The organism is Streptomyces sp. C36, assembly GCF_040932295.1.
GTDB lineage: Bacteria > Actinomycetota > Actinomycetes > Streptomycetales > Streptomycetaceae > Streptomyces > Streptomyces triculaminicus.
Genome location: NZ_JBFQGI010000001.1, coordinates 26,612 through 44,738, shown reverse-complemented (window position 1 = coordinate 44,738; position 18,127 = coordinate 26,612). Strand labels below are relative to the sequence as shown.

The following is an 18,127-nucleotide window of genomic DNA, read 5'->3' as shown; positions in this document are numbered from 1 at the left end:
AGTGACGCAGCCGCGGTTCAACATGGACTGGATGCTCAAGGACCTGGCATCCAGCGTCCCTCAGACGCGCCACGTGATCGTGCTGTCCTCGGACGGCCTGCGCATGGCTCAGCACGGCTCGGACACGGATGCCGCGGACCGCCTGGCAGCCGCCTGTGCCGGACTGCAGAGCCTCTCCACCGCCGTGGCCGCCGAGTTCCCCAACGGCGACGGCCGGATGCGCCTGGTCGTCATCGAGGTCGACGGCGGCTTCTTCTATCTGATGGCGGCCGGCGCGGGGGCGTATCTGGCGGTGCTGGCGGACGACGACGTGGACGCCGGGCTGATGGGACAGCGGATGCGCGACCTGGTGGCCCGCATCGGCGAGCATCTCACCAGTCCGCCGCGCGTCAGCGGGCCGGTGGCATGAGCAAAGCCGGAAAAGCGTGGGACCCCGGCAATCCGGACCGGCTCTACATCATCACCAGCGGCCGCAGCCGTACGGGCAAGCAGACCAGGCTCGACCTGGTGACGCTGGTCGTCTCCCGGGCCGACCCCGACCCCGGGCTCCAGCCCGAACACTCCGCCATCGTCCAGATGTGCGACTACCCGCTCTCCATCGCCGAGATATCCGCGTACCTCACGTTACCCGTCAGCACCGTGACCGTCCTGGTCACCGATCTGCTCAAGGAAGACCAGGTGGAGGCCAGGCCCCCCGTACCGGTCGCCGCCCTGCCCAATGTCCAGCTCCTGGAGGCGGTGATGCATGGACTACAAAACCTCTGACTCGTACGCCGGCCCCAGGAAGGAGGACATCCTTCCCTCCTCGACGGCGGCCGCCGTCAAGGTCGTGATCGTCGGCGGGTTCGGAGTCGGCAAGACGACCCTCGTGGGCACGGTCAGCGAGATCAGGCCGCTGACCACCGAGGAGACGATGACCCAGGCCGGCGTGGGGGTGGACGACCTCGCCGGCATCGAGCACAAGATCGAAACCACCGTGGCCATGGACTTCGGCCGGATCAGCATCAACGAGCAGCTGGTGCTGTATCTGTTCGGCACTCCGGGCCAGGAGCGCTTCTGGTTCCTGTGGGACGGCCTCTTCGAGGGCGCCCTGGGCGCGGTGGTCCTGCTCGACACCCGTCGCCTGGAGGTCAGTTACGACGTGATCGGGCTCCTGGAGGAACGCGGCGTCCCGTTCGTGGTCGCCGTCAACACCTTCCCCGGATCCCCCGTCCACCCCATGACGGAACTGCGCTCCGCCATGGACCTGCCCGAGTCGGTCCCCATGTTCACCTGTGACGCACGGGACCGCGCGTCCTGCCGGGACACGCTGATGGCGCTCATGCGCTACCTCTACCACCTCACGAACGAGATCTCGGAGCCACAGTGACCCCACCCGACGAGAACTCCCCGGCGGACACCACCCTCGCCGCTCCCCCGCCGCAGTGCCCGGCCCACGCCTACGGCCCGGGAGGCCTCGCCCGCCTGTACGGCCCGACCGCGGAGGCCGACCCGATGGGGCTGTACGAGCAGCTGCGCGACCGGCACGGCGCCGTGGCCCCGGTGCTGCTCCACGGTGATCTGCCCGCCTGGCTGATCCTGGGGTACCGCGAGAACCTCGACGTCACCCGCACCCCCTCGCGCTTCTCGCGCGACTCCCGCGTCTGGCGGGACATGCGCGAGGGCAAGCTGACCCCCGATCACCCCCTGGCGCCGATCTCGACCTGGCAGCCCATCTGCGCGTTCGCCGACGGCCAGGTCCACGAGCGGTGGCGCGGCGCCATCAACGACTCCCTCGGCCGCTTCGACCGGCGTGGGGTCCGGCGCCACATCACCCGCTTCGCCGACCAGCTGGTCGACACCTTCTGTCTCAAGAGCAGCACCGACCTCGTGCACGAGTTCGCCGAACCGCTGCCCATGCTGGTGATGACCCAGCTGCTGGGCATGCCCGAGGAGTACGGCCCCCGGCTGGTCAAGGCCGCCCGCGACATGATCAAGGGCACCGAGACCGCCGTCGCCAGCAACGAGTACGTGCAGGAGGCCCTGCGCAAACTGGTCGCCCGCAAGCGCACGGACCCCGGCCCCGACTTCACCAGCTGGCTGCTGGAGCACTCCAGCGAGCTCACCGACGACGAGGTGCAGCAGCATCTGCGGCTGGTGCTCATCGCCGCGTTCGAGACCACCGCCAACCTGATCGCGAACACGCTGCGGATGCTGCTGACCGACCCCCGCTGCCGGGCCAACCTGGCCGGCGGGCACATGACGCTGCCCGACGCCGTCGAGCAGATCCTCTGGGACGAGCCTCCCTTCACCACCATCCTCGGCCGCTGGGCGACGCAGGACACGGAACTCGCCGGACAGAAGATCAAGGCCGGCGACGCCCTCGTGCTGGGCCTCGCCGCGGCCAACGTCGACACCGCGATCCGCCCCGACCCGACCACGCCCGTCCACGGCAACCGCTCCCACCTCGCCTTCAGCGGCGGGGCGCACGAGTGCCCCGGCCAGGACATCGGCCGGGCCATCGCGGACACCGGCATCGAGGCGCTGCTGAACCGGCTGCCCGACATCCAGCTGGCCGTCCCGGAGGACGAACTGCGCTGGCTCTCCTCGCTGATGTCACGTCACCTGGTGGACCTGCCCGTGAAGTTCACCGCGCAGCAGCCGCTCCCCGCCGAACGGACCGAGCCGGCGCTCACGGCCGCGCCCGCCACGCCTCACGAGCTCGAGCGGAACTCCGCCCCTGAGCAGCCCACGGCGATCCCGGCGCCGCCGGCTCGTGCCTCCGGCACCCGTACCTCCTGGTGGACGTCGCTGACGCGGTGGTTCCGGCGCCGCTGAGACGTGGCGTCGAGCTGATCCCACCACCAGGCCGCCGACGCTATGGGCAGCGGTCCGGTGCCGGGGTCGCTGGGGGTGTCGCGCCACGTCACGCCGTAGGTCGCGCCGGGGACCGGCAGGTCGTAGCGGTTCCGCGGGCTGGCGTAGCGCGGCGCGGCGTTCATCCACCGGATGCAGCCGGCGATGTAGTGCCCCAGCGCCTCGAGATAGCGCAGCAGCTCCGGGTCGGCTTCGCGGGCGACCTGCTCGCGAAGCCGCAGGAAGAGCGTCATGGCGCGGTCCCTTATGGCCAGGGCGTCGCGCAGCGCCCGCTCCGGGGAGCTGCCGTCGTGGTGGACGAGGACGTTGACGATGTTCTGGTCCGTGGTCTCCTGATTGTCCTCCTTGGCGTAGGAGAACAGGTCGTTGTCGCAGCTGACGATGAAGCCGGCGGCCTCGGTGAGGGCCTGCACCGGGGCGGAGTACAGATCGCTGTCCGGCACCTCGATGCCGCCGGCGATCTCGCTCCACGACAGTGAGAAGCGGGTTCCGTTGATCGACGGCCGCAGGGCGACGTAGTCGGAGAGCGTCGGCATGACGCGGCGCTCGATGTTGCTGACCTGCCAGGCGGCGCCGAACAGCCAGTCCCGCATGCCCTCGGCCACGCGCCGGAGCTGCACCGGGGTGGCCATGGCGCGGGTGCGGGCCGCGAGGTCCTCCAGGGCGGCGTCGAAGGGGCCGCTGCCGAGCATGGCGGATCCCGGCGCCTCCAGACAGCGGGAGATGCGCGCGTTGAGGTCCACGATGGCGGCCGTGCGGATGTCGGCGCTGCCGGTGTCGTGCCAGACGTCGTCGAGGGCGAACGCCCAGTGGTTCCACTCGATGAACAGCAGCAGCGGCTCGTCCCGGCCGTAGGGGATGATGCGGCAGCTGAAGTCGGTGCTGTGGGTGGCGATGCTCCAGGCCCGTTCGGTCTCGTCGTGGAAGATGCCGGTCGAGTCCAGCCAGGCGATGGCCCGTCGTTCCAGCTCGTCCACGCGCGGGTGGACGGGCGATTCGATCGGGCAGTAGAAGGGCGGTAGCCGCCAGCCGATCGCCGAAGCGCGTACTGCGCCGTCGCTCATGTCACCTTCCTTCGAGCCGGAAGAGCAGTTGGCGGGTCTCGACGGCGTGGTCGCGCCACACGCGGAAGAGCTTGCTGTGGGCGAGGGCCGACTCCAGCAGCCGGTCCGCCGAGATGGGGGACGCCGCGCCCGAGTGTTCCACGCGGTCGAGCTCGGCCGTGGTCCAGGCCATGGACTGCACCCAGAACTCGGCCACGCGGTCGGTCAGGTCCTCGTCCTGCTCCAGGGTGAAGCCGGCGGAGTGGGCGGCCGAGATGTACTCGGGGAGCGTGCCGAGGCGGGTCTTGTAGTAGCCGTCGATGAAGGTCGTCCACTCGGGGCGGCACAGGAAGTGCTCCTGGATGCCGAACCAGCCGCCCGGCTTGAGTGCCTTGGCGACCACCGAGAAGAGCCGCTCGCGGTCCATGTATCCCGAGCTCTCGATGGCGACGGCCGCGTCGTACGTCTGTTCCTCGCGCAGGTCGTGGATGTCGCCGAGGACCGGGGTGACCTTGTCCTCGACGCCTGCCTGGCGGACCAGTTCGGCCATCACGGGGACGTGCTTGGCGGTGACGGTGATGGCGGTGACGGAGCAACCGTACTCCTGGGCCCAGTAGATGGACCCGCCGCCGAGGCCGCAGCCGATGTCGAAGAGCTGGGCGGGCGGGTTCTCGGCCACGTTCCAGGCCCGGGCCGCGTGCGCGAGCGCGGTCTCCTGGGAGTCGAACAGGCGGCGCCTGAGCATGCTCTGGGACACCGTGGTGTTGGGGGCGGAACCGGTATCGAAGAGGCCGACGTGGAAGTGCACCCGCGGGCCGGGCCCGTATTTGTGCAGGATGTCGGTGGTCTTGCGCGAGTAGTACGAGGGCACCAGGGTCTCATCACGTACCACGTCGGCAGCAGCGGTCACTTCAGCAACAAGGTTGTCCATGGAGCCCTCCGGGACATCGAGTGTCGGTGGATGGACGTACGGAACGGTCGGCTGCGAAAGGGGGACGGTCCCCTCCGGCGGGATACCCATTCGATCACGCGTGCGTGTCACGCCGCCCCCCAGCGACCAACGACCAGCGTTCCTGTCCAGTTTTGCCCGGTACCTGCCCACGCCGAGTCGGCGATAACCCACGGTACGTACGGGCGCGGGCCGTTCTGACGTGCACACCCACGATCACTTCGCTTCACCTTAGATCAAATCAAGTCATTTTTGCCTTACTTGAAGACCAGAAAGACTGAAAATTGCGCACCGTTGTCGGGGTTTTGGCCTCACGGTAGGCCAGATTCCGGCCGCCCGGCACATGGCCGGAACCCGTTCAAGAGCCGGGTGTGCGGACGACCGGAGGGGCGCTGGGCATGTGCCATTCGCGCCCCCCGCAACGGCACCGCAGCGTGTCGCACAGGGCGCCCCCTGTGTCCGGCCGCCTCACTGGCGCACACTGGTGACCTGCCGGAACGAGGGAGACACGCATGGCGGTGACTGCGGGGCGGCGCGAGCGGCTCCTCGCCTCGTCGTGGTGGCGGGCGGCCGCCGCGATCGGCGCGGGCGCCCTGCCCGCCCTGACCTTTCCGGCACCGTCGTTGTGGTGGCTGGGGTACGTGGCACTCGTGCCCTGGCTGCTTCTGCTGCGTTCGGCCACGACCGCCCGCCGCGCCGCGCTCCTGGGCTGGCTGGGCGGCGCCGGCTTCCTGCTGGCGGTGCACCACTGGCTGCTGCCGAGTCTGCATGTCTTCATTCTCGTCCTCGCGGGCCTGCTGGGCCTGTTGTGGGTGCCGTGGGGGCTGCTGGCGTACCGGCTGCTGGGCGGTTCACCCGGGCCCGGGCGGGTGGCGGCGGCCCTGCTGGTCCTTCCGTCCGGGTGGCTGCTGGCCGAACTGGTGCGCTCCTGGGAGTACTTGGGCGGTCCGTGGGGCCTGCTCGGCGCGGGTCAGTGGGAGGTCGCCCCGGCACTGCGGCTGGCCTCGGTGGGCGGCGTCTGGCTGGTCGGCTTCCTTCTGGTGGCGGTCAACGTGGCGCTCGCGGCGCTGATTTCGGCGCCCCGGGCCCGCCGGACGGCGCTGGGCGGCGTACTGGCCTGTGGAGCGGTGGTGGGCTGGGTGTGGGCGTGGGCGCCCGTCCCGGAGCCGGCCGGCACGATGCGCGTCGCGATCGTCCAGCCGGGCGTGATCGACGGCCCGGGCAGCGTGGGGCGCCGCTTCGACCGCGAGGAGGAGCTCACACGGACGCTGGCGGGGCGGCGGGTGGACCTGGTGGTGTGGGGCGAGAGCAGCGTCGGCCAGGACCTGGGCAGCCGGCCGGATCTGCGGGAGCGGCTGGCCGCGCTGTCCCGTACGGTCGGCGCGGACCTCCTGGTGAACGTCGACGCCCGCCGCTCGGACCGGCCGGGCATCTTCAAGAGCTCGGTGCTGATCGGCCCCGACGGCCCGACCGGCGAGCGTTACGACAAGATGCGGCTGGTGCCCTTCGGCGAGTACATCCCGGCCCGCTCGCTCCTGGGCTGGGCCACGTCGGTGGGGAAGGCGGCCACCGAGGACCGCAGGCGCGGGGACGGACCGGTGGTGATGCGCCTGCCGGACGCGAACGGCGGACAGCGGATCGGGCCGCTGGTGTGCTTCGAGTCGGCGTTCCCCGACATGAGCCGGCGGCTGGCGCGCGACGGCTCCCAGCTTCTCGTCGCCCAGTCGGCGACCTCGACGTTCCAGCACAGCTGGGCCCCGTACCAGCACGCCTCGCTGGCCGCGCTGCGGGCGGCCGAGACCTGGCGGCCGATGGTGCACGCGACCCTGACCGGCGTGAGCACGGTCGCGGACCCCCACGGCCACCTGATCGGCGAGCGGCTGGGCCCGGACCGCTCGACGGCCGCCGTCTACGACGTACCGCTGGCGCGCGGCACGAGCCCGTACGTACGGACCGGCGACTGGGTCCTGTACGGCTCGCTCGCCGTCCTGGCCGTCACCTGCGCGGTCGAGGGGCTCCGATTTCTCCGGCGGAGGGTCAGGAAGCCTGCTGCCGAACGAGGGTGACGACGCGTTCGCACAGCTCGTGGGTGCGCAGCGCGTCCTCGGCGTCGAGGGTCGCGCCCGCCCGGACCGCGTCGAGGAAGGCGTGCACGACCTGTTCGATGCCCCGCTGGCGGGCGACGGGCACCCAGTCGCCGCGGCGGCGCACGGTCGGCTGTCCCTTGTGGTCGATCACCTCGGCGAGGTTGAGGACCTGCCGCTTGGAGTCCTGGCCCGAGACCTCCAGGATCTCCTCGGTGGAGCCGCTCATGCGGTTCATGGTGCCGATGGCGGTGAAGCCGTCGCCGGAGAGCTGGAGGACCACGTGGTGGAGGAGGCCGTCGCGCGTCCTGGACCGCACGTCGACGTGGTCGACGGGGCCCGGCGCGAGGAAGCGCAGGGTGTCGACGACGTGTATGAAGTCGTCGAACACCAGGCTGCGCGCCGCCTCGGGGAGGCCGACCCGGTTCTTCTGCATGAGGATCAGGTCGCGCGGGTGCTCAAGGCACTGGGCGTACCCGGGCGCGTATCGGCGGTTGAAGCCGACCGTCAGCGAGACCTTCCGCTCCCGGGCCAGGCGGACCAGCCGCTCGCTCTCCGCGTAGGAGTAGGCCAGGGGCTTGTCGACGTAGACGGGGACGTCCGCTTCGAGGAGGCGGGTGACGATCTCGGGGTGGGCCTCGGTGGGGGCGTGCACGAACGCGGCGTCGATGCCGGCCGCGAGCAGGGAGTCGAGGTCGGTGTGGCGGTGGGCGTCGGGCACCCGGTGGGTGTCCGCGACCCGGTGGAGGGTGGCGGGCGTGCGGGTCTGCAGGTGCGGCTCGAGGCCCGGGTGTGCGGCGAGCACGGGCAGGTACGCCTTCTGCGCGATGTCGCCCAGACCGATGCAGCCGACCTTCACTGTGCCTCCCGTGGCATGTGATTCGTCCGTTCCGTCTGTGCAGCATACGTGCGAACGGGTGGCCGCCAGTCGGCGATGCCGTCGAATCCGCGCAGCAGCGCCGAGGGGGCGAGGCGGCTGACGGCGGTGATCCCGAGGTCGCGCGCGGCGACCGCGGGGGCGTCGGTGAGCATGGCCAGCCGGGCCGTCCTGGCCGAGCGGCGCACGATGCCGGTGGTGCGGGGCAGCCGGTCGCGGGTGTAGGCGGCCAGCGCGGACGACGGGTCCGGCCCGCCCGGAGCCAGGTGGTGGGCGAGGACGACGGCGTCCTCGACGGCCTGGTTGCCGCCCTGGCCGAGGGTGGGGGCCATGGCGTGGGCGGCGTCGCCGAGGAGGGCGGTGCGCCCGCGGTGGTAGGCGGGCAGCGGGACGGTCATGTGATGGACGTCGTGACGCAGGACGCCCTCGGGGGTGATCGCGGCGAGGATGCCGGGGACCGGGGCGTGCCAGTCGCCGAAGCGGCGCCGGAGTTCGGCCTTCTCGTCGTCGGGCGCCCGGCTCCCGGCGGGGGCGAGGGCCGCGGCGTAGGCGTAGATCCGTCCGTCCTTCAGTGGCTGGGTGCCCCAGAGCCGGCCCCGGCCCCAGGTCTCGTGGGGCTCGAAGGGCCGCTCGAGGGCGGGGATGACGACCCGCCAGGTGGTGAACCCGGTGTAGGCGGGGCCGGGGTGGCCGGGGAAGAGGGTGCGGCGGACGGCGGAGTGGATGCCGTCGGCGCCGACGACGAGGTCCGCCTCGATCTCGCCGTCGGAGGTGGTGACGAGGGCGGGGCGGTCGGCGGCGCCGGGGTCCGTCAGCGAGGCGGTACGTCCCGTTCGGACGGCCCCGTCGGGCAGGTGTGCGGAGAGCAGGCCGGCGAGGGTGGCGCGGTGCAGGAGGACCAGGGGGCCGCCGAAGCGCCGGGCCGCGGCCTGGCTGTCGGTGCGGGAGAGCCAGCGGCCGCCGGGTGCCCGCAGCCCGCCGTCGCCTTGCCAGGCGGCCAGGGCGCGGACCTCGTCGCCCAGGCCGATGACGTCGAGGGCGCGCTGGGCGTTGGGGGCGAGGGAGATGGCGGCGCCCACGGGTTCGAGGGAGGCGGCGCGTTCGAGGACGGTGACCCGCCAGCCGGCGCGGTGCAGGGCGACCGCCGCGGTGAGACCGCCGATTCCGGCGCCGACGATCACGGCATGGGGGTGTTGCATGGCTCCTCCTCGTCACGAGGCACGGGTGCTCACGGCCCCCGCCACTACAGGTGTAGTTTCAGGCTACTACGCCCGTAGTGGAGCGGCTAGGTTGGACCTATGACCACGGAACGCCCCACCCCTCCCCCGGGCACCTCCCGCACCGAACTCATCGCCGACACCGCCCTCGCCCTGCTCGCCGGACGCGGCATGCGTGGCCTGACCCACCGCGCCGTGGACGAGGCGGCGGGCCTTCCGCCGGGCTCCACGTCCAACCGGGCCCGCACCCGCGCGGCGCTGTTGGAGGCCGCGGTGCGGCGCCTGGCCGTGCGCGAGGCGGCGGTGCTGGGCGCCGCGGAGCTGCCGGACCCGGCGGGCGGCCCGGACGCGCTGGCCGAGGCGCTCGCCCGCGCCCTGCACCGCTCGCTGACCGGGCAGCGGGAGCTGCTGCTGGCCCGCTACGAGCTGGCGCTGGAGGCCGCCCGGCGGCCCGGACTGCGGGAGGTCTACGACGCGACGGGCCGGGGCTTCTTCCGGGAGCCGCTGGTGGCGCTGATGGCGGCGGCGGGATCGGCCGAGCCGGAGCGGCACGCGCTGTCCCTCATCGCCTGGTGCGAGGGGCTGATGTTCTCGTGCGCCGCGGGCTCCTATCACGCCGAGGTGCCCGGCGAGGCCCAGCTGCGCGCGGGGATGGCGGAGTTGCTGCACGGCATGCTCGGGCGCGGGCGGCGGGACGGGGGGTGAGGGAGTGAGGGGCAGCGCGCGAGAGGGGCCGTGATCCCGCACCACTCCCGCGGGGTGTTCACAACCGCCCTCGGCCGCCTGCAGGGTTGGGCGGGTGCAGCGAATGCCCGCGGCGGCGGTCCTGGTGGCGGTGGCGATGTCGGCCGCCGTCGGCTGTGTCTCCGTCTCGCCGCCCGCCGAACGTACCGGTCCGCACCGCCTCGCGCGCGGCCCCGCACCGGAGGTGGGGCCGGGCCCCGCCCGTGAGTCCCTCGTCACCGTCGGGGGCGGCCCGGGACATGACCGGTCCACGGACCGGGGGGCGCCGTCACCGGCGCTGACCCCGGGAGCGCCATGGGATCCGGGGCGGATCCGGCCGTGGGATCCGCCATGGCTGCCGGGGCGGGATCCGGCCCGGAGCGCGGACACCGAGCCGCGCGGTCCGGCCGGTCCGGCCGCCGGTGAACCCGCGCGGGGTGCGGAGCGGCCGGCCGACTCCCCCCACTCCCCCGCTCGTCCGCCCGCCGTCGGCACCGCCCCCGCCCCCGCCTCCCGGGAGGCTTCCGACGCCGCCGCCCCACGGCACCAGGCGCCGCCGCCCGAGTCCCGGCGCGAGGAGCCCCGGTCCCGGCCCGGCGAGCAGCGTGAGGCGCCGCGCCAGGAGGCCCCGCGCCAGGAGATGCCCGCCCCCGCCCCGGACCGGCGGGGTCCCAAGGGCCGTAACGTCTGCGCCCTGGGCGACACCTACGGCAAGTGGCAGCAGGGCGGGGACGCGTCGCGGATCTGCCACCAGGTGTACGGCAACTGACCGGCCGCGCGCGGCTCCGCACCTCCTGCGGCGCGGAGCCGCGCGGCCGGCGCGATCAGACCGCGAGGTCCGGGATGCGCCAGTCGATCGGCTCGTGGCCCTGGCCCGCGACCGCCTCGTTGATCTGCGTGAAGGGGCGGCTGCCGAAGAACTTCTTCGCCGACAGCGGCGAGGGGTGGGCGCCCTTGACCACGATGTGGCGCTCCTCGTCGATCAGGGGCAGCTTCTTCTGCGCGTAGTTGCCCCAGAGCACGAAGACGGCCGGGTCGGGGCGGGCGGCCACCGCGCGGATCACCGCGTCGGTGAACTTCTCCCAGCCCTTGCCCTTGTGGGAGTTGGGCTCCCCGCCGCGCACCGTGAGCACGGCGTTGAGCAGCAGGACGCCCTGCTCGGCCCACGGCATCAGATAGCCGTTGTCGGGGACGTCGTAGCCGAGCTCCTCGCGCATCTCCTTGTAGATGTTGCGCAGGGAGGGCGGGGTCTTGACGCCCGGGCGCACCGAGAAGCACAGGCCGTGCCCCTGGCCCGCGCCGTGGTACGGGTCCTGGCCGAGGATGAGGACCTTCACCCGGTCGTACGGGGTGGCCTCCAGGGCGGAGAAGACCTCGCCGCGCGGCGGGTACACCGGCGCCTTCGTCCGCTCGTCCTCGACGAAGTCGGTGAGCTCCTTGAAGTAGGGCTTCTCCAGCTCCTCGCCGAGGACGCCGCGCCAGGACTCGGGCAGCATGTCGGTGACGGTCACGGGGCAACCTCCGGGTTCGCTTTCGTTCTCGGAGGAGAACTTACCGGCGACCACTGACAACGCCCGCCCCGGAGGTCCGCCGCCCGCTCGGACCCCGGCGTCGAGCGCTCAGACCCCGGCGTTGAGGAAGAGCCCGCCGTCCACGACGAGCGTCTGTCCGGTGATCCACCCGGCGGTGTCGGACAGCAGGAAGGCCGCCGCGCCGCCGATGTCCTCCGGTACGCCCAGCCGTCCGAGCGGGTAGGAGGCCGAGGCCTCCTCCTCGCGCCCCTCGTAGAGGGCGGCCGCGAACCTGGTCTTCACCACGGCCGGGGCGATGGCGTTGACCCGCACGCCCGGCGCGAACTCGTGCGCGAGCTGCGCGGTGAGGTTGATCATGGCGGCCTTGCTCACTCCGTACGCGCCGATGAACGGCGAGGCGGAGATCCCGGCGATGGAGGCGATGTTGACGATCGCCCCGCCGTTGTCCTTCTGCCAGGCGTGCCAGGTCCGCTGGGCGAAGCCGAGCGCCGAGACGACGTTGGTCTCGAAGACCTTGCGGGCCACGGCCAGGTCGAGGTCGGCGATGGGGCCGAACACGGGGTTGGTTCCGGCGTTGTTGACCAGGTAGTCGACGCGGCCGAAGGCCTCCATGGCCCGCTCGACGGCCGCCGCCTGGTGGCTCTCGTCGTGCGCCTTGCCGGGTACGCCGACCGCCCGCCCGTCGCCGAGCCGCTCGACGGCCTCCTTGAGGGCCTCCTCGCCGCGGCCGGTGATCACGACCTTGGCGCCACGGGCCACCAGGGCCTCGGCGACGCCGAAGCCGATGCCGCGGCTGGCCCCGGTGACGAGGGCGACTCTTCCTTCGAGCTCGCGCTCCGATGCGTTCATGTGTCCTGCCCCTTCCGTCAGTTGAGCGGGCCGCCGGCCACGTACATGACCTGGCCGGAGACATAGCCGGCCTGCTCGCCAGTGAAGAAGGCGATGGCGTGGGCGACGTCCTCGGGCTCGCCGACGCGCTGCACCGGGATCTGGGTGGCCGCCGCGGCGCTGAAGTCCTCGAAGCTCATGCCGACCCGCGCGGCGGTGGCGGCGGTCATCTCGGTGGCGATGAAGCCGGGGGCGACGGAGTTGGCGGTGATGCCGAACTTTCCGAGCTCCTTGGCGAGGGTCTTGGTCAGACCCTGCATCCCGGCCTTGGCGGCGGCGTAGTTGGCCTGGCCGCGGTTGCCGAGGGCCGAGCTGCTGGAGAGGTTGACGATCCGGCCGAAGCGCGCGTCCACCATGTGCTTCTGGCAGGCGCGCGACATCAGGAACGCGCCCCGCAGGTGCACGTTCATGACGGTGTCCCAGTCGCTGTCGCTCATCTTGAACAGGAGGTTGTCGCGCAGGACGCCCGCGTTGTTCACGAGGATGACGGGCGCGCCCAGGGCGTCGGCGACGCGGGCGACGGCGGCGTCCACCTGGGCGGAGTCGGAGACGTCGCAGCCGACGGCCAGGGCCCGGCCGCCCGTCGCGGTGATCTTCCCCACGGTGTCCGCGCAGGCCGCCTCGTCGAGGTCGAGGACGGCGACCGCGCGACCCTCGGCGGCCAGGCGCACGGCGGTCGCCGCGCCGATGCCGCGGGCCGCGCCCGTGACGACGGCCACGCGCTGCTCGGTGGTGGACATGCGGGTTCTCCTCACCTGAAGGCGGCTCCCCGGCCGCCCGGGGCAGCAGGTGAGCAACCGCTTAGTAACGTCCGACGATCAGACGCTAGAAGCCCCGCCACCCACTGTCAACGCCTGCGGCGCGCCCGCCCGGCGTCAGCGCACCAGCAGGTCGAGGAGGCGTTCGGACTCGCTCTCGGGGTCGGCGGTCAGGCCGGTGTGCACCGGGCCGGGCTGGACGACGGTGCTGCGGGGCGCGATCAGCCAGCGAAAGCGCCGCCCCGCGTCGTCGCAGGCCGCCTGTCCGGCCCGTTCCCCACCGGCGCAGACGCCCTCCACGGCGTGCAGCGCGGCCCGTACGCCCGCGACGTCCGCCGCCGGGTCGAGGGCCAGCAGGCGGGCCTCGTCCAGGTGGACGCGGGCGGCGACGTAGGACTTCGCCTGGCAGTAGACGACGATCCCGGCGTTGATCTGCTCGCCGCGCTCGACGCGGGGGACGACGCGCAGCAGCGCGTACTCGAAGACGTCGCGTCCGTTGTGCCGGGTCACTGCGGGGCCTTTCCGTTCAGCCTCACGCGTACCCACTCGGGTGCCTGCGAGGGTTTGTCGGCGGAGCGCTCGCCGACGGTGATGCGGTCGCCGATGACGGCGGCGCGTTCGAGCAGCACCTCGACGTAGGCGCGGCGCAGGGCGTCCGGGCTGTCGAAGCCCGGCTCGTCGGCCAGCCACGCGTCGGGCACATCGGCGGCGGCCTCCGCCAGCAGTTCCTCGGTGACCCGGGGGGCCAGCTCGGCCGCGGCGCCGGCGACGTCCGGGGCGAAGGTGGCGAGGACGTGGTCGGAGGCGTCGTACGCCTTGCAGGCCGCGGCGGCCGCGCCCGGCCAGTTGTGGTGCCAGATCATGGTGGCGCCGTGGTCGATGAGCCACATCCGGCCGTGCCAGACCAGCAGGTTGGGGTTGCGCCAGGAGCGGTCGACGTTGTTGATCAGGGCGTCGAACCACACCACGCGCCCGGCCTCGGCGGAGTCGGTCTCGAAGGCGAGCGGGTCGAAGCCGAGGGCGCCGGGCAGGAAGTCCATGCCGAGGTTGGGGCCGCCGCTGGCCTTGAGCAACGCCTGCACCTCGGGGTCGGGCTCGCCGCGGCCGATGACCGGGTCCAGCTCGAGGACGGCCAGCTCGGGGACGCGCAGGCCCAGCCGGCGGGCCAGCTGTCCGCAGATGACCTCGGCGACCAGCGTCTTGCGGCCCTGACCGGCGCCGGTGAACTTCATGACGTACGTCCCGAGGTCGTCGGCCTCGACGATGCCGGGGAGCGAGCCACCCTCGCGCAGGGGCGCGACATAGCGGGTGGCCGTGACATGGGGGAGCATCGTCCCAGGTTACTCGGCGTCTGAACGCCGGGGGCCGCCGATCCGTATGAGTCCTCAAGACCCAGCTGCCCCACCGGATACAGCAAAGGATCGATCATGACGCATTCCGCATCCGCCCAGGCCGGCCCCGCACGTCGCACCGTCGTCGCCACGGCCGGGGTCTGTGGCCTGGCCGCCCTGCTCGCCGCCTGCGGCGGCTCGGACGGCAAGGAGGAGAACGCCAAGGAGGGCAAGGAGGGGAACGCCAAGGAGAGCGAGAGCGGCGGCGGGGCCGAGCGGCCGGGGGCCGGGGCGGCCCTGGGCAAGGCGGCGGACATCCCCGAGGGCGGCGGGAAGGTCTTCCCGGACCGCAAGGTGGTGGTCACCCAGCCGTCGAAGGGCGAGTTCAAGGCGTTCTCGGCGGTGTGCACCCACCAGGGCTGCCTGGTGAAGGAGGTCGCGAACGGGACGATCAACTGCCCCTGCCACGAGAGCAGGTTCTCGGTGACGGACGGCAGCGTACGCGGCGGGCCTGCGCGGCAGCCGCTGGCGGCGCGCCGGGTGTCGGTCGACGGGGACTCCCTCACCCTGGGCTGAGCCGGCCGGTCCGCCGCGCCCTCGCCGGCCCGCTTCCTTCAGCCGGGCGGCCGTCGCCGCTGCCGCCAGGCGCGCAGCAGGGCGTCGGTGGTGGTGAGGGCGGCCACGTGCGCGAGGGTGTGGCGGACCATCGCCCCGGTGTAGTCGGCGGGCACTCCGGCGATGGCGTCGGAGGGGACGACGGCCGCGTAGCCGAGGTTGACGGCGTCGAAGACGGCGTTGGGCACGGCGACGTTGGCCGAGACGCCGGTGACGACGAGGGTGCGGCAGCCGAGGTTGCGCAGCAGGGGGTCCAGCCCGGTGCCGGCCAGCGGCGAGAGGCCGTGCAGCCGCCGCAGGACCAGGTCGCCGTCCCCCACGGGGATCGGCTCGGCGACCCGGACGGCCAGGGTGCCGGTCAGCTGCTGTACGGGCAGCCGTTCGACGGCGCGCAGGAGCGGGGCGTTGCGCCCGGCGCCGCGGCCGTCGGGGCGGCGCTCGGCGAGGGCGTGCACGACCTGTATGCCGGCCTCGTGCGCCCCGGCGACGAGGCGGGCGACGTTGAGCAGGGCGCCCGAGGCCCGGGCGACGGCGGCCAGCTCGGGCATGGCGCTGTCGGGGCCGACGACGCCGCGCTGGCACTCGACGGTCAGCAGCACGGTGGTCGCCGGGTCGCTCTCGTCGGCGGGCGGTTCCTTCGGCGCCATGGTGCGCGTGAGGCTAGCGGGCATTGCGCGGCGGGGGAAGAGGGCCCATGCTGTGCACCCATGCTTTCTGACGCTCAGTCAGCTATGCGGAGGGTGGGGTGCGCGATGCCCGGCACACAGCGACGCGGCCGCCGGATCATGATGACCCCGGCGGAGCTGGACGCCTTCCTCGCCGGGCAGCGCGTCTGCCGGGTGGCGACGGCCGGCCCGGGCGGCCGTCCGCACGCCAGCGCCCTCTGGTACGCGTGGGACGGCCGGGCCCTGTGGCTGTACTCCCTCACCCGCAGCCGGCGCTGGGCCGACCTGCGACGCGACCCGCGGGTGGCCGTGCTCGTCGACGACGGCCACGCCTACGGCGAGCTGCGCGGGGCCGAGCTGTCGGGCTCGGTCGCACCGGTCGGCGAGGCACCGCGCTCGGGAGAGGCCTGCCCGGAGCTCGAGGAGGCGGAGCGGCTCTTCGCCGGCAAGTACTTCGGCATGGCCGCCATGCCGCACGACGGCCGGCACGCCTGGCTGCGGCTGGTGCCGCGGACGGTCGCCTCGTGGGACTTCCGCAAGCTCGCGGGCGGCTAGCCGGCGTGCTCGCGGCCGGCGACGGCCGCGCCGGACGCGCACAGCGCGTCGACGGCGGCCCGGACCGAGGGCCTGCGGCCCGCGTCCGCCCGCCAGATCGCGTACACATGGCGGCACATCGTGTGCCGCACGGGCACCACCCGCACCCCCTCCGGCACCGGGCCCCGGCCCAGCCGCGGCGCGACCGCGACGCCCAGGCCGGCGGCGACGAGGGCGAGCTGGGTGTGGTGCTCCTCGGCCATGTGTGAGATCCGGGGCTCGACGCCCTTGCCGCGCAGGGTGAGCATCAGCCAGTCGTGACAGAACTCGCCCTTGGGCCAGGAGATCCACTCGTCGTCCGCGAAGTCCTCCAGCGCGACATGCTCCCGGCCGGCGAGCGGGTGGCCGACGGGGACGGCGACGTCGACGGGGTCGTCGAGGAGCCACTGCTTGGCCAGCTCGGCCGGGACGGGCAGGGGCTTGTTGTACCAGTCGAGGACCACCGCGAGGTCGATGTCGCCGCGCACCACCCGGGGCACGGCGTCGTCCTGCTCCATCTCCTCCAGCCGCAGCCGCAGCTGGGGGTGGTCGCGGCGGAGCCCGGCGAGGGTGGTGGGGAACATGCCGCGGGCCGCGGTGGGGAAGGCGCCCAGCAGGAGCTCCCCGACGGCCCGGCCCTGCTGCGCCTCCAGGTCGGCCTGGGCGAGCTCCACCTGGGAGAGGATGCGCGAGGCGTGCTCGGCGAGCAGCCGCCCGGCGTCGGTGAGGCGCACGCCCCGGCCGTTCTTGGCGAGCAGCCGCTGGCCTGTCTCGCGCTCCAGCTTGGACAGCTGCTGGGAGACGGCCGAGGTCGTCACGTGCAGTCCGTCGGCCGCGGCGCTGACGGAGCCGTGGCGGGCGAGGGCATGGAGGGTGCGAAGGCGCTCCAGGTTCAACATGTAAGCGATGCTACGCGGTTTTGCATACAAATATTTGCTTGTTCTAATCGTTATAAGCCTGCATCGTAGTCATCATGAGCACCGCCGCCCCGCCTCGATCCCCCGCCGACCCCTCCGCCCGCCCCACCGTGGACTGGCGCATCCGGTTCGGCGTCCTGTCCGTCATATGGGGCTTCAGCTTTCTGTTCATCAAGCTGGGCACCGACGGCTTCGCCCCGATGTACGTCTCCTTCGGCCGGATGTTCTTCGGGGCCGTGGTGCTCCTGGTGACGCTGCTGGCCACCCGCCAGCGGCTGCCGCGCCGGGGCCGGACGTGGGCGCACCTGGCCGTCGCGGCGTTCCTGTGCAACGCCCTGCCGTTCACGCTCTTCGCCTACGCGGAACTGACCATCTCCACCACCCTGGCGGGCATCTGCAACGCCACCACCCCGCTGTGGGGCATGCTCCTCTCCCTCGTGGCCCTCTCCGAGGACCGGCCGACCCGGCGCCGCTTCGCCGGGCTGGGCCTGGGCTTCATCGGCGTGCTCGTGGTGCTCGGCGCCTGGCAGGGCTTCTCGGGCCAGGACGCCGAGGGCACCCTGCTGGCCCTGATCGCGTCGCTGAGCTACGCGGTCGGCTGGATCTACGTCCGGCGCACCCTGTCGGACACCGGCGACTCCCACCTGGCGAAGTCCGGCAGCCAGCTGCTGCTCGGCGCCGCCCAGCTCGCCGTCGTCGCCCCGCTGGTCAGCCCGCTGCCGTCCTCCTTCCCCGTCGTGCCGCTGCTGGCCGTCTTCGCGCTGGGCGCGCTGGGCACCGGCCTCGCCTTCCTCCTGCAGTACGCGCTGGTGGCCGAGGTCGGGCCGACGACGGCCACCATGACCACCTACTTCATCCCCGTCGTCGCGACGACCGCGGGCGTCAGCCTCCTCGGCGAGGACCTGACCTGGAACACGCCCGTCGGAGCGCTGATCGTCCTGGCCGGGGCGGCGCTCACCCAGAGCCGGCGCGGCGGCGCGGGCGCCTCCCGCACGGCGGCCCGCTCGGAGGACGACCAGGCCGCCGCCCCGGAGCCGGCCGTCGCCCCGGCGGCCGTCGCCGCCCCGGAGGCCGAGGCCGCCAGGCCGTAGCGCGCCGA

At 73.0% G+C, this 18,127-nt stretch carries 20 protein-coding genes and 1 pseudogene; 10 read left to right on the top strand and 11 right to left on the bottom strand.

The genetic code is table 11. The features are described from left to right. Window position 1 precedes the first annotated feature (1 nt). From AB4K12_RS00220 to AB4K12_RS00205, 4 genes are read left to right on the top strand one after another with little or no spacing between them, the layout of a single operon-like run. Window positions 2-409, top strand: a complete 408-nt coding sequence (locus AB4K12_RS00220) for a roadblock/LC7 domain-containing protein (protein WP_224323434.1) — start codon at window positions 2-4, stop codon at window positions 407-409. Then, complete coding sequence (locus AB4K12_RS00215) at window positions 406-765, top strand: DUF742 domain-containing protein (protein ID WP_086571088.1); 360 nt, start codon at window positions 406-408, stop codon at window positions 763-765. The genes AB4K12_RS00220 and AB4K12_RS00215 overlap by 4 nt, the downstream gene beginning before the upstream one ends. Continuing rightward, window positions 746-1,369, top strand: coding sequence for an ATP/GTP-binding protein (locus AB4K12_RS00210; RefSeq protein WP_362258693.1), 624 nt, complete (start codon window positions 746-748; stop codon window positions 1,367-1,369). The genes AB4K12_RS00215 and AB4K12_RS00210 overlap by 20 nt, the downstream gene beginning before the upstream one ends. Next, complete coding sequence (locus AB4K12_RS00205; RefSeq protein WP_368432164.1) at window positions 1,366-2,817, top strand: cytochrome P450; 1,452 nt, start codon at window positions 1,366-1,368, stop codon at window positions 2,815-2,817. The genes AB4K12_RS00210 and AB4K12_RS00205 overlap by 4 nt, the downstream gene beginning before the upstream one ends. Window positions 2,818-3,098: 281 nt before the next feature. Here AB4K12_RS00205 and AB4K12_RS00200 read toward each other — a convergent pair. Then, window positions 3,099-3,920, bottom strand: a pseudogene (locus AB4K12_RS00200) (terpene synthase family protein); the annotation flags it as partial. 1 nt (window position 3,921) lies between these two features. Beyond that, the gene (locus AB4K12_RS00195) at window positions 3,922-4,830 is read right to left on the bottom strand and encodes a cyclopropane-fatty-acyl-phospholipid synthase family protein (RefSeq protein ID WP_368432163.1); all 909 of its coding nucleotides are present in this window, start codon (window positions 4,828-4,830) and stop codon (window positions 3,922-3,924) included. 530 nt (window positions 4,831-5,360) lie between these two features. On the opposite strand from AB4K12_RS00195, the gene lnt reads away from it, so the two are divergent. After that, complete coding sequence (gene lnt, locus AB4K12_RS00190; RefSeq protein WP_368432162.1) at window positions 5,361-6,914, top strand: apolipoprotein N-acyltransferase; 1,554 nt, start codon at window positions 5,361-5,363, stop codon at window positions 6,912-6,914. Here lnt and AB4K12_RS00185 read toward each other — a convergent pair. Further along, window positions 6,886-7,791: a Gfo/Idh/MocA family protein gene (locus AB4K12_RS00185; RefSeq protein WP_368432161.1), complete on the bottom strand. Its 906-nt coding sequence runs from the start codon at window positions 7,789-7,791 to the stop codon at window positions 6,886-6,888. The genes lnt and AB4K12_RS00185 overlap by 29 nt on opposite strands. Further along, window positions 7,788-9,008, bottom strand: coding sequence for an FAD-dependent monooxygenase (locus tag AB4K12_RS00180; protein WP_368432160.1), 1,221 nt, complete (start codon window positions 9,006-9,008; stop codon window positions 7,788-7,790). The genes AB4K12_RS00185 and AB4K12_RS00180 overlap by 4 nt, the downstream gene beginning before the upstream one ends. A 99-nt stretch (window positions 9,009-9,107) precedes the next feature. Between AB4K12_RS00180 and AB4K12_RS00175 the strand changes: the two genes are divergently transcribed. After that, entirely contained in the window at window positions 9,108-9,731 is a 624-nt protein-coding gene (locus AB4K12_RS00175) for a TetR/AcrR family transcriptional regulator (RefSeq protein WP_368432159.1), read from the top strand. A 103-nt stretch (window positions 9,732-9,834) separates the two neighbouring features. Further along, complete coding sequence (locus tag AB4K12_RS00170; RefSeq protein WP_368433109.1) at window positions 9,835-10,518, top strand: hypothetical protein; 684 nt, start codon at window positions 9,835-9,837, stop codon at window positions 10,516-10,518. 55 nt (window positions 10,519-10,573) lie between these two features. Here the strand turns inward: AB4K12_RS00170 and AB4K12_RS00165 are convergent, their stop codons facing one another. The 5 genes from AB4K12_RS00165 to AB4K12_RS00145 form a co-directional block, all read right to left on the bottom strand. After that, window positions 10,574-11,260, bottom strand: coding sequence for a uracil-DNA glycosylase (locus tag AB4K12_RS00165; RefSeq protein ID WP_368432158.1), 687 nt, complete (start codon window positions 11,258-11,260; stop codon window positions 10,574-10,576). Window positions 11,261-11,368: 108 nt separating this feature from the next. After that, window positions 11,369-12,130, bottom strand: a complete 762-nt coding sequence (locus AB4K12_RS00160) for an SDR family oxidoreductase (RefSeq protein WP_368432157.1) — start codon at window positions 12,128-12,130, stop codon at window positions 11,369-11,371. A 17-nt stretch (window positions 12,131-12,147) separates the two neighbouring features. After that, entirely contained in the window at window positions 12,148-12,909 is a 762-nt protein-coding gene (fabG, locus tag AB4K12_RS00155) for a 3-oxoacyl-ACP reductase FabG (protein ID WP_368432156.1), read from the bottom strand. A 135-nt stretch (window positions 12,910-13,044) separates the two neighbouring features. Next, complete coding sequence (locus AB4K12_RS00150; RefSeq protein ID WP_086574892.1) at window positions 13,045-13,437, bottom strand: DUF3037 domain-containing protein; 393 nt, start codon at window positions 13,435-13,437, stop codon at window positions 13,045-13,047. Continuing rightward, complete coding sequence (locus AB4K12_RS00145) at window positions 13,434-14,258, bottom strand: HipA family kinase (protein WP_368432155.1); 825 nt, start codon at window positions 14,256-14,258, stop codon at window positions 13,434-13,436. The genes AB4K12_RS00150 and AB4K12_RS00145 overlap by 4 nt, the downstream gene beginning before the upstream one ends. Window positions 14,259-14,354: 96 nt before the next feature. Between AB4K12_RS00145 and AB4K12_RS00140 the strand changes: the two genes are divergently transcribed. Further along, window positions 14,355-14,834, top strand: coding sequence for a Rieske (2Fe-2S) protein (locus AB4K12_RS00140; RefSeq protein WP_368432154.1), 480 nt, complete (start codon window positions 14,355-14,357; stop codon window positions 14,832-14,834). 38 nt (window positions 14,835-14,872) lie between these two features. On the opposite strand, the gene AB4K12_RS00135 is transcribed toward AB4K12_RS00140, so the two are convergent. Further along, on the bottom strand, window positions 14,873-15,520 hold the full coding sequence (locus AB4K12_RS00135) for a cysteine hydrolase (protein ID WP_368432153.1): 648 nt from the start codon (window positions 15,518-15,520) through the stop codon (window positions 14,873-14,875). A 105-nt stretch (window positions 15,521-15,625) separates the two neighbouring features. Here AB4K12_RS00135 and AB4K12_RS00130 point away from each other — a divergent pair, with 105 nt between their 5' ends. Then, the gene (locus AB4K12_RS00130) at window positions 15,626-16,093 is read left to right on the top strand and encodes a pyridoxamine 5'-phosphate oxidase family protein (protein ID WP_368432152.1); all 468 of its coding nucleotides are present in this window, start codon (window positions 15,626-15,628) and stop codon (window positions 16,091-16,093) included. Here the strand turns inward: AB4K12_RS00130 and AB4K12_RS00125 are convergent. Beyond that, window positions 16,090-17,010 (bottom strand): LysR family transcriptional regulator, encoded by a 921-nt coding sequence (locus AB4K12_RS00125; RefSeq protein ID WP_368432151.1) that lies wholly within the window; start codon window positions 17,008-17,010, stop codon window positions 16,090-16,092. The genes AB4K12_RS00130 and AB4K12_RS00125 overlap by 4 nt on opposite strands. A gap of 74 nt (window positions 17,011-17,084) precedes the next feature. On the opposite strand from AB4K12_RS00125, the gene AB4K12_RS00120 reads away from it, so the two are divergent. Then, window positions 17,085-18,119, top strand: a complete 1,035-nt coding sequence (locus AB4K12_RS00120; protein WP_368432150.1) for a DMT family transporter — start codon at window positions 17,085-17,087, stop codon at window positions 18,117-18,119. Window positions 18,120-18,127: the final 8 nt, after the last annotated feature.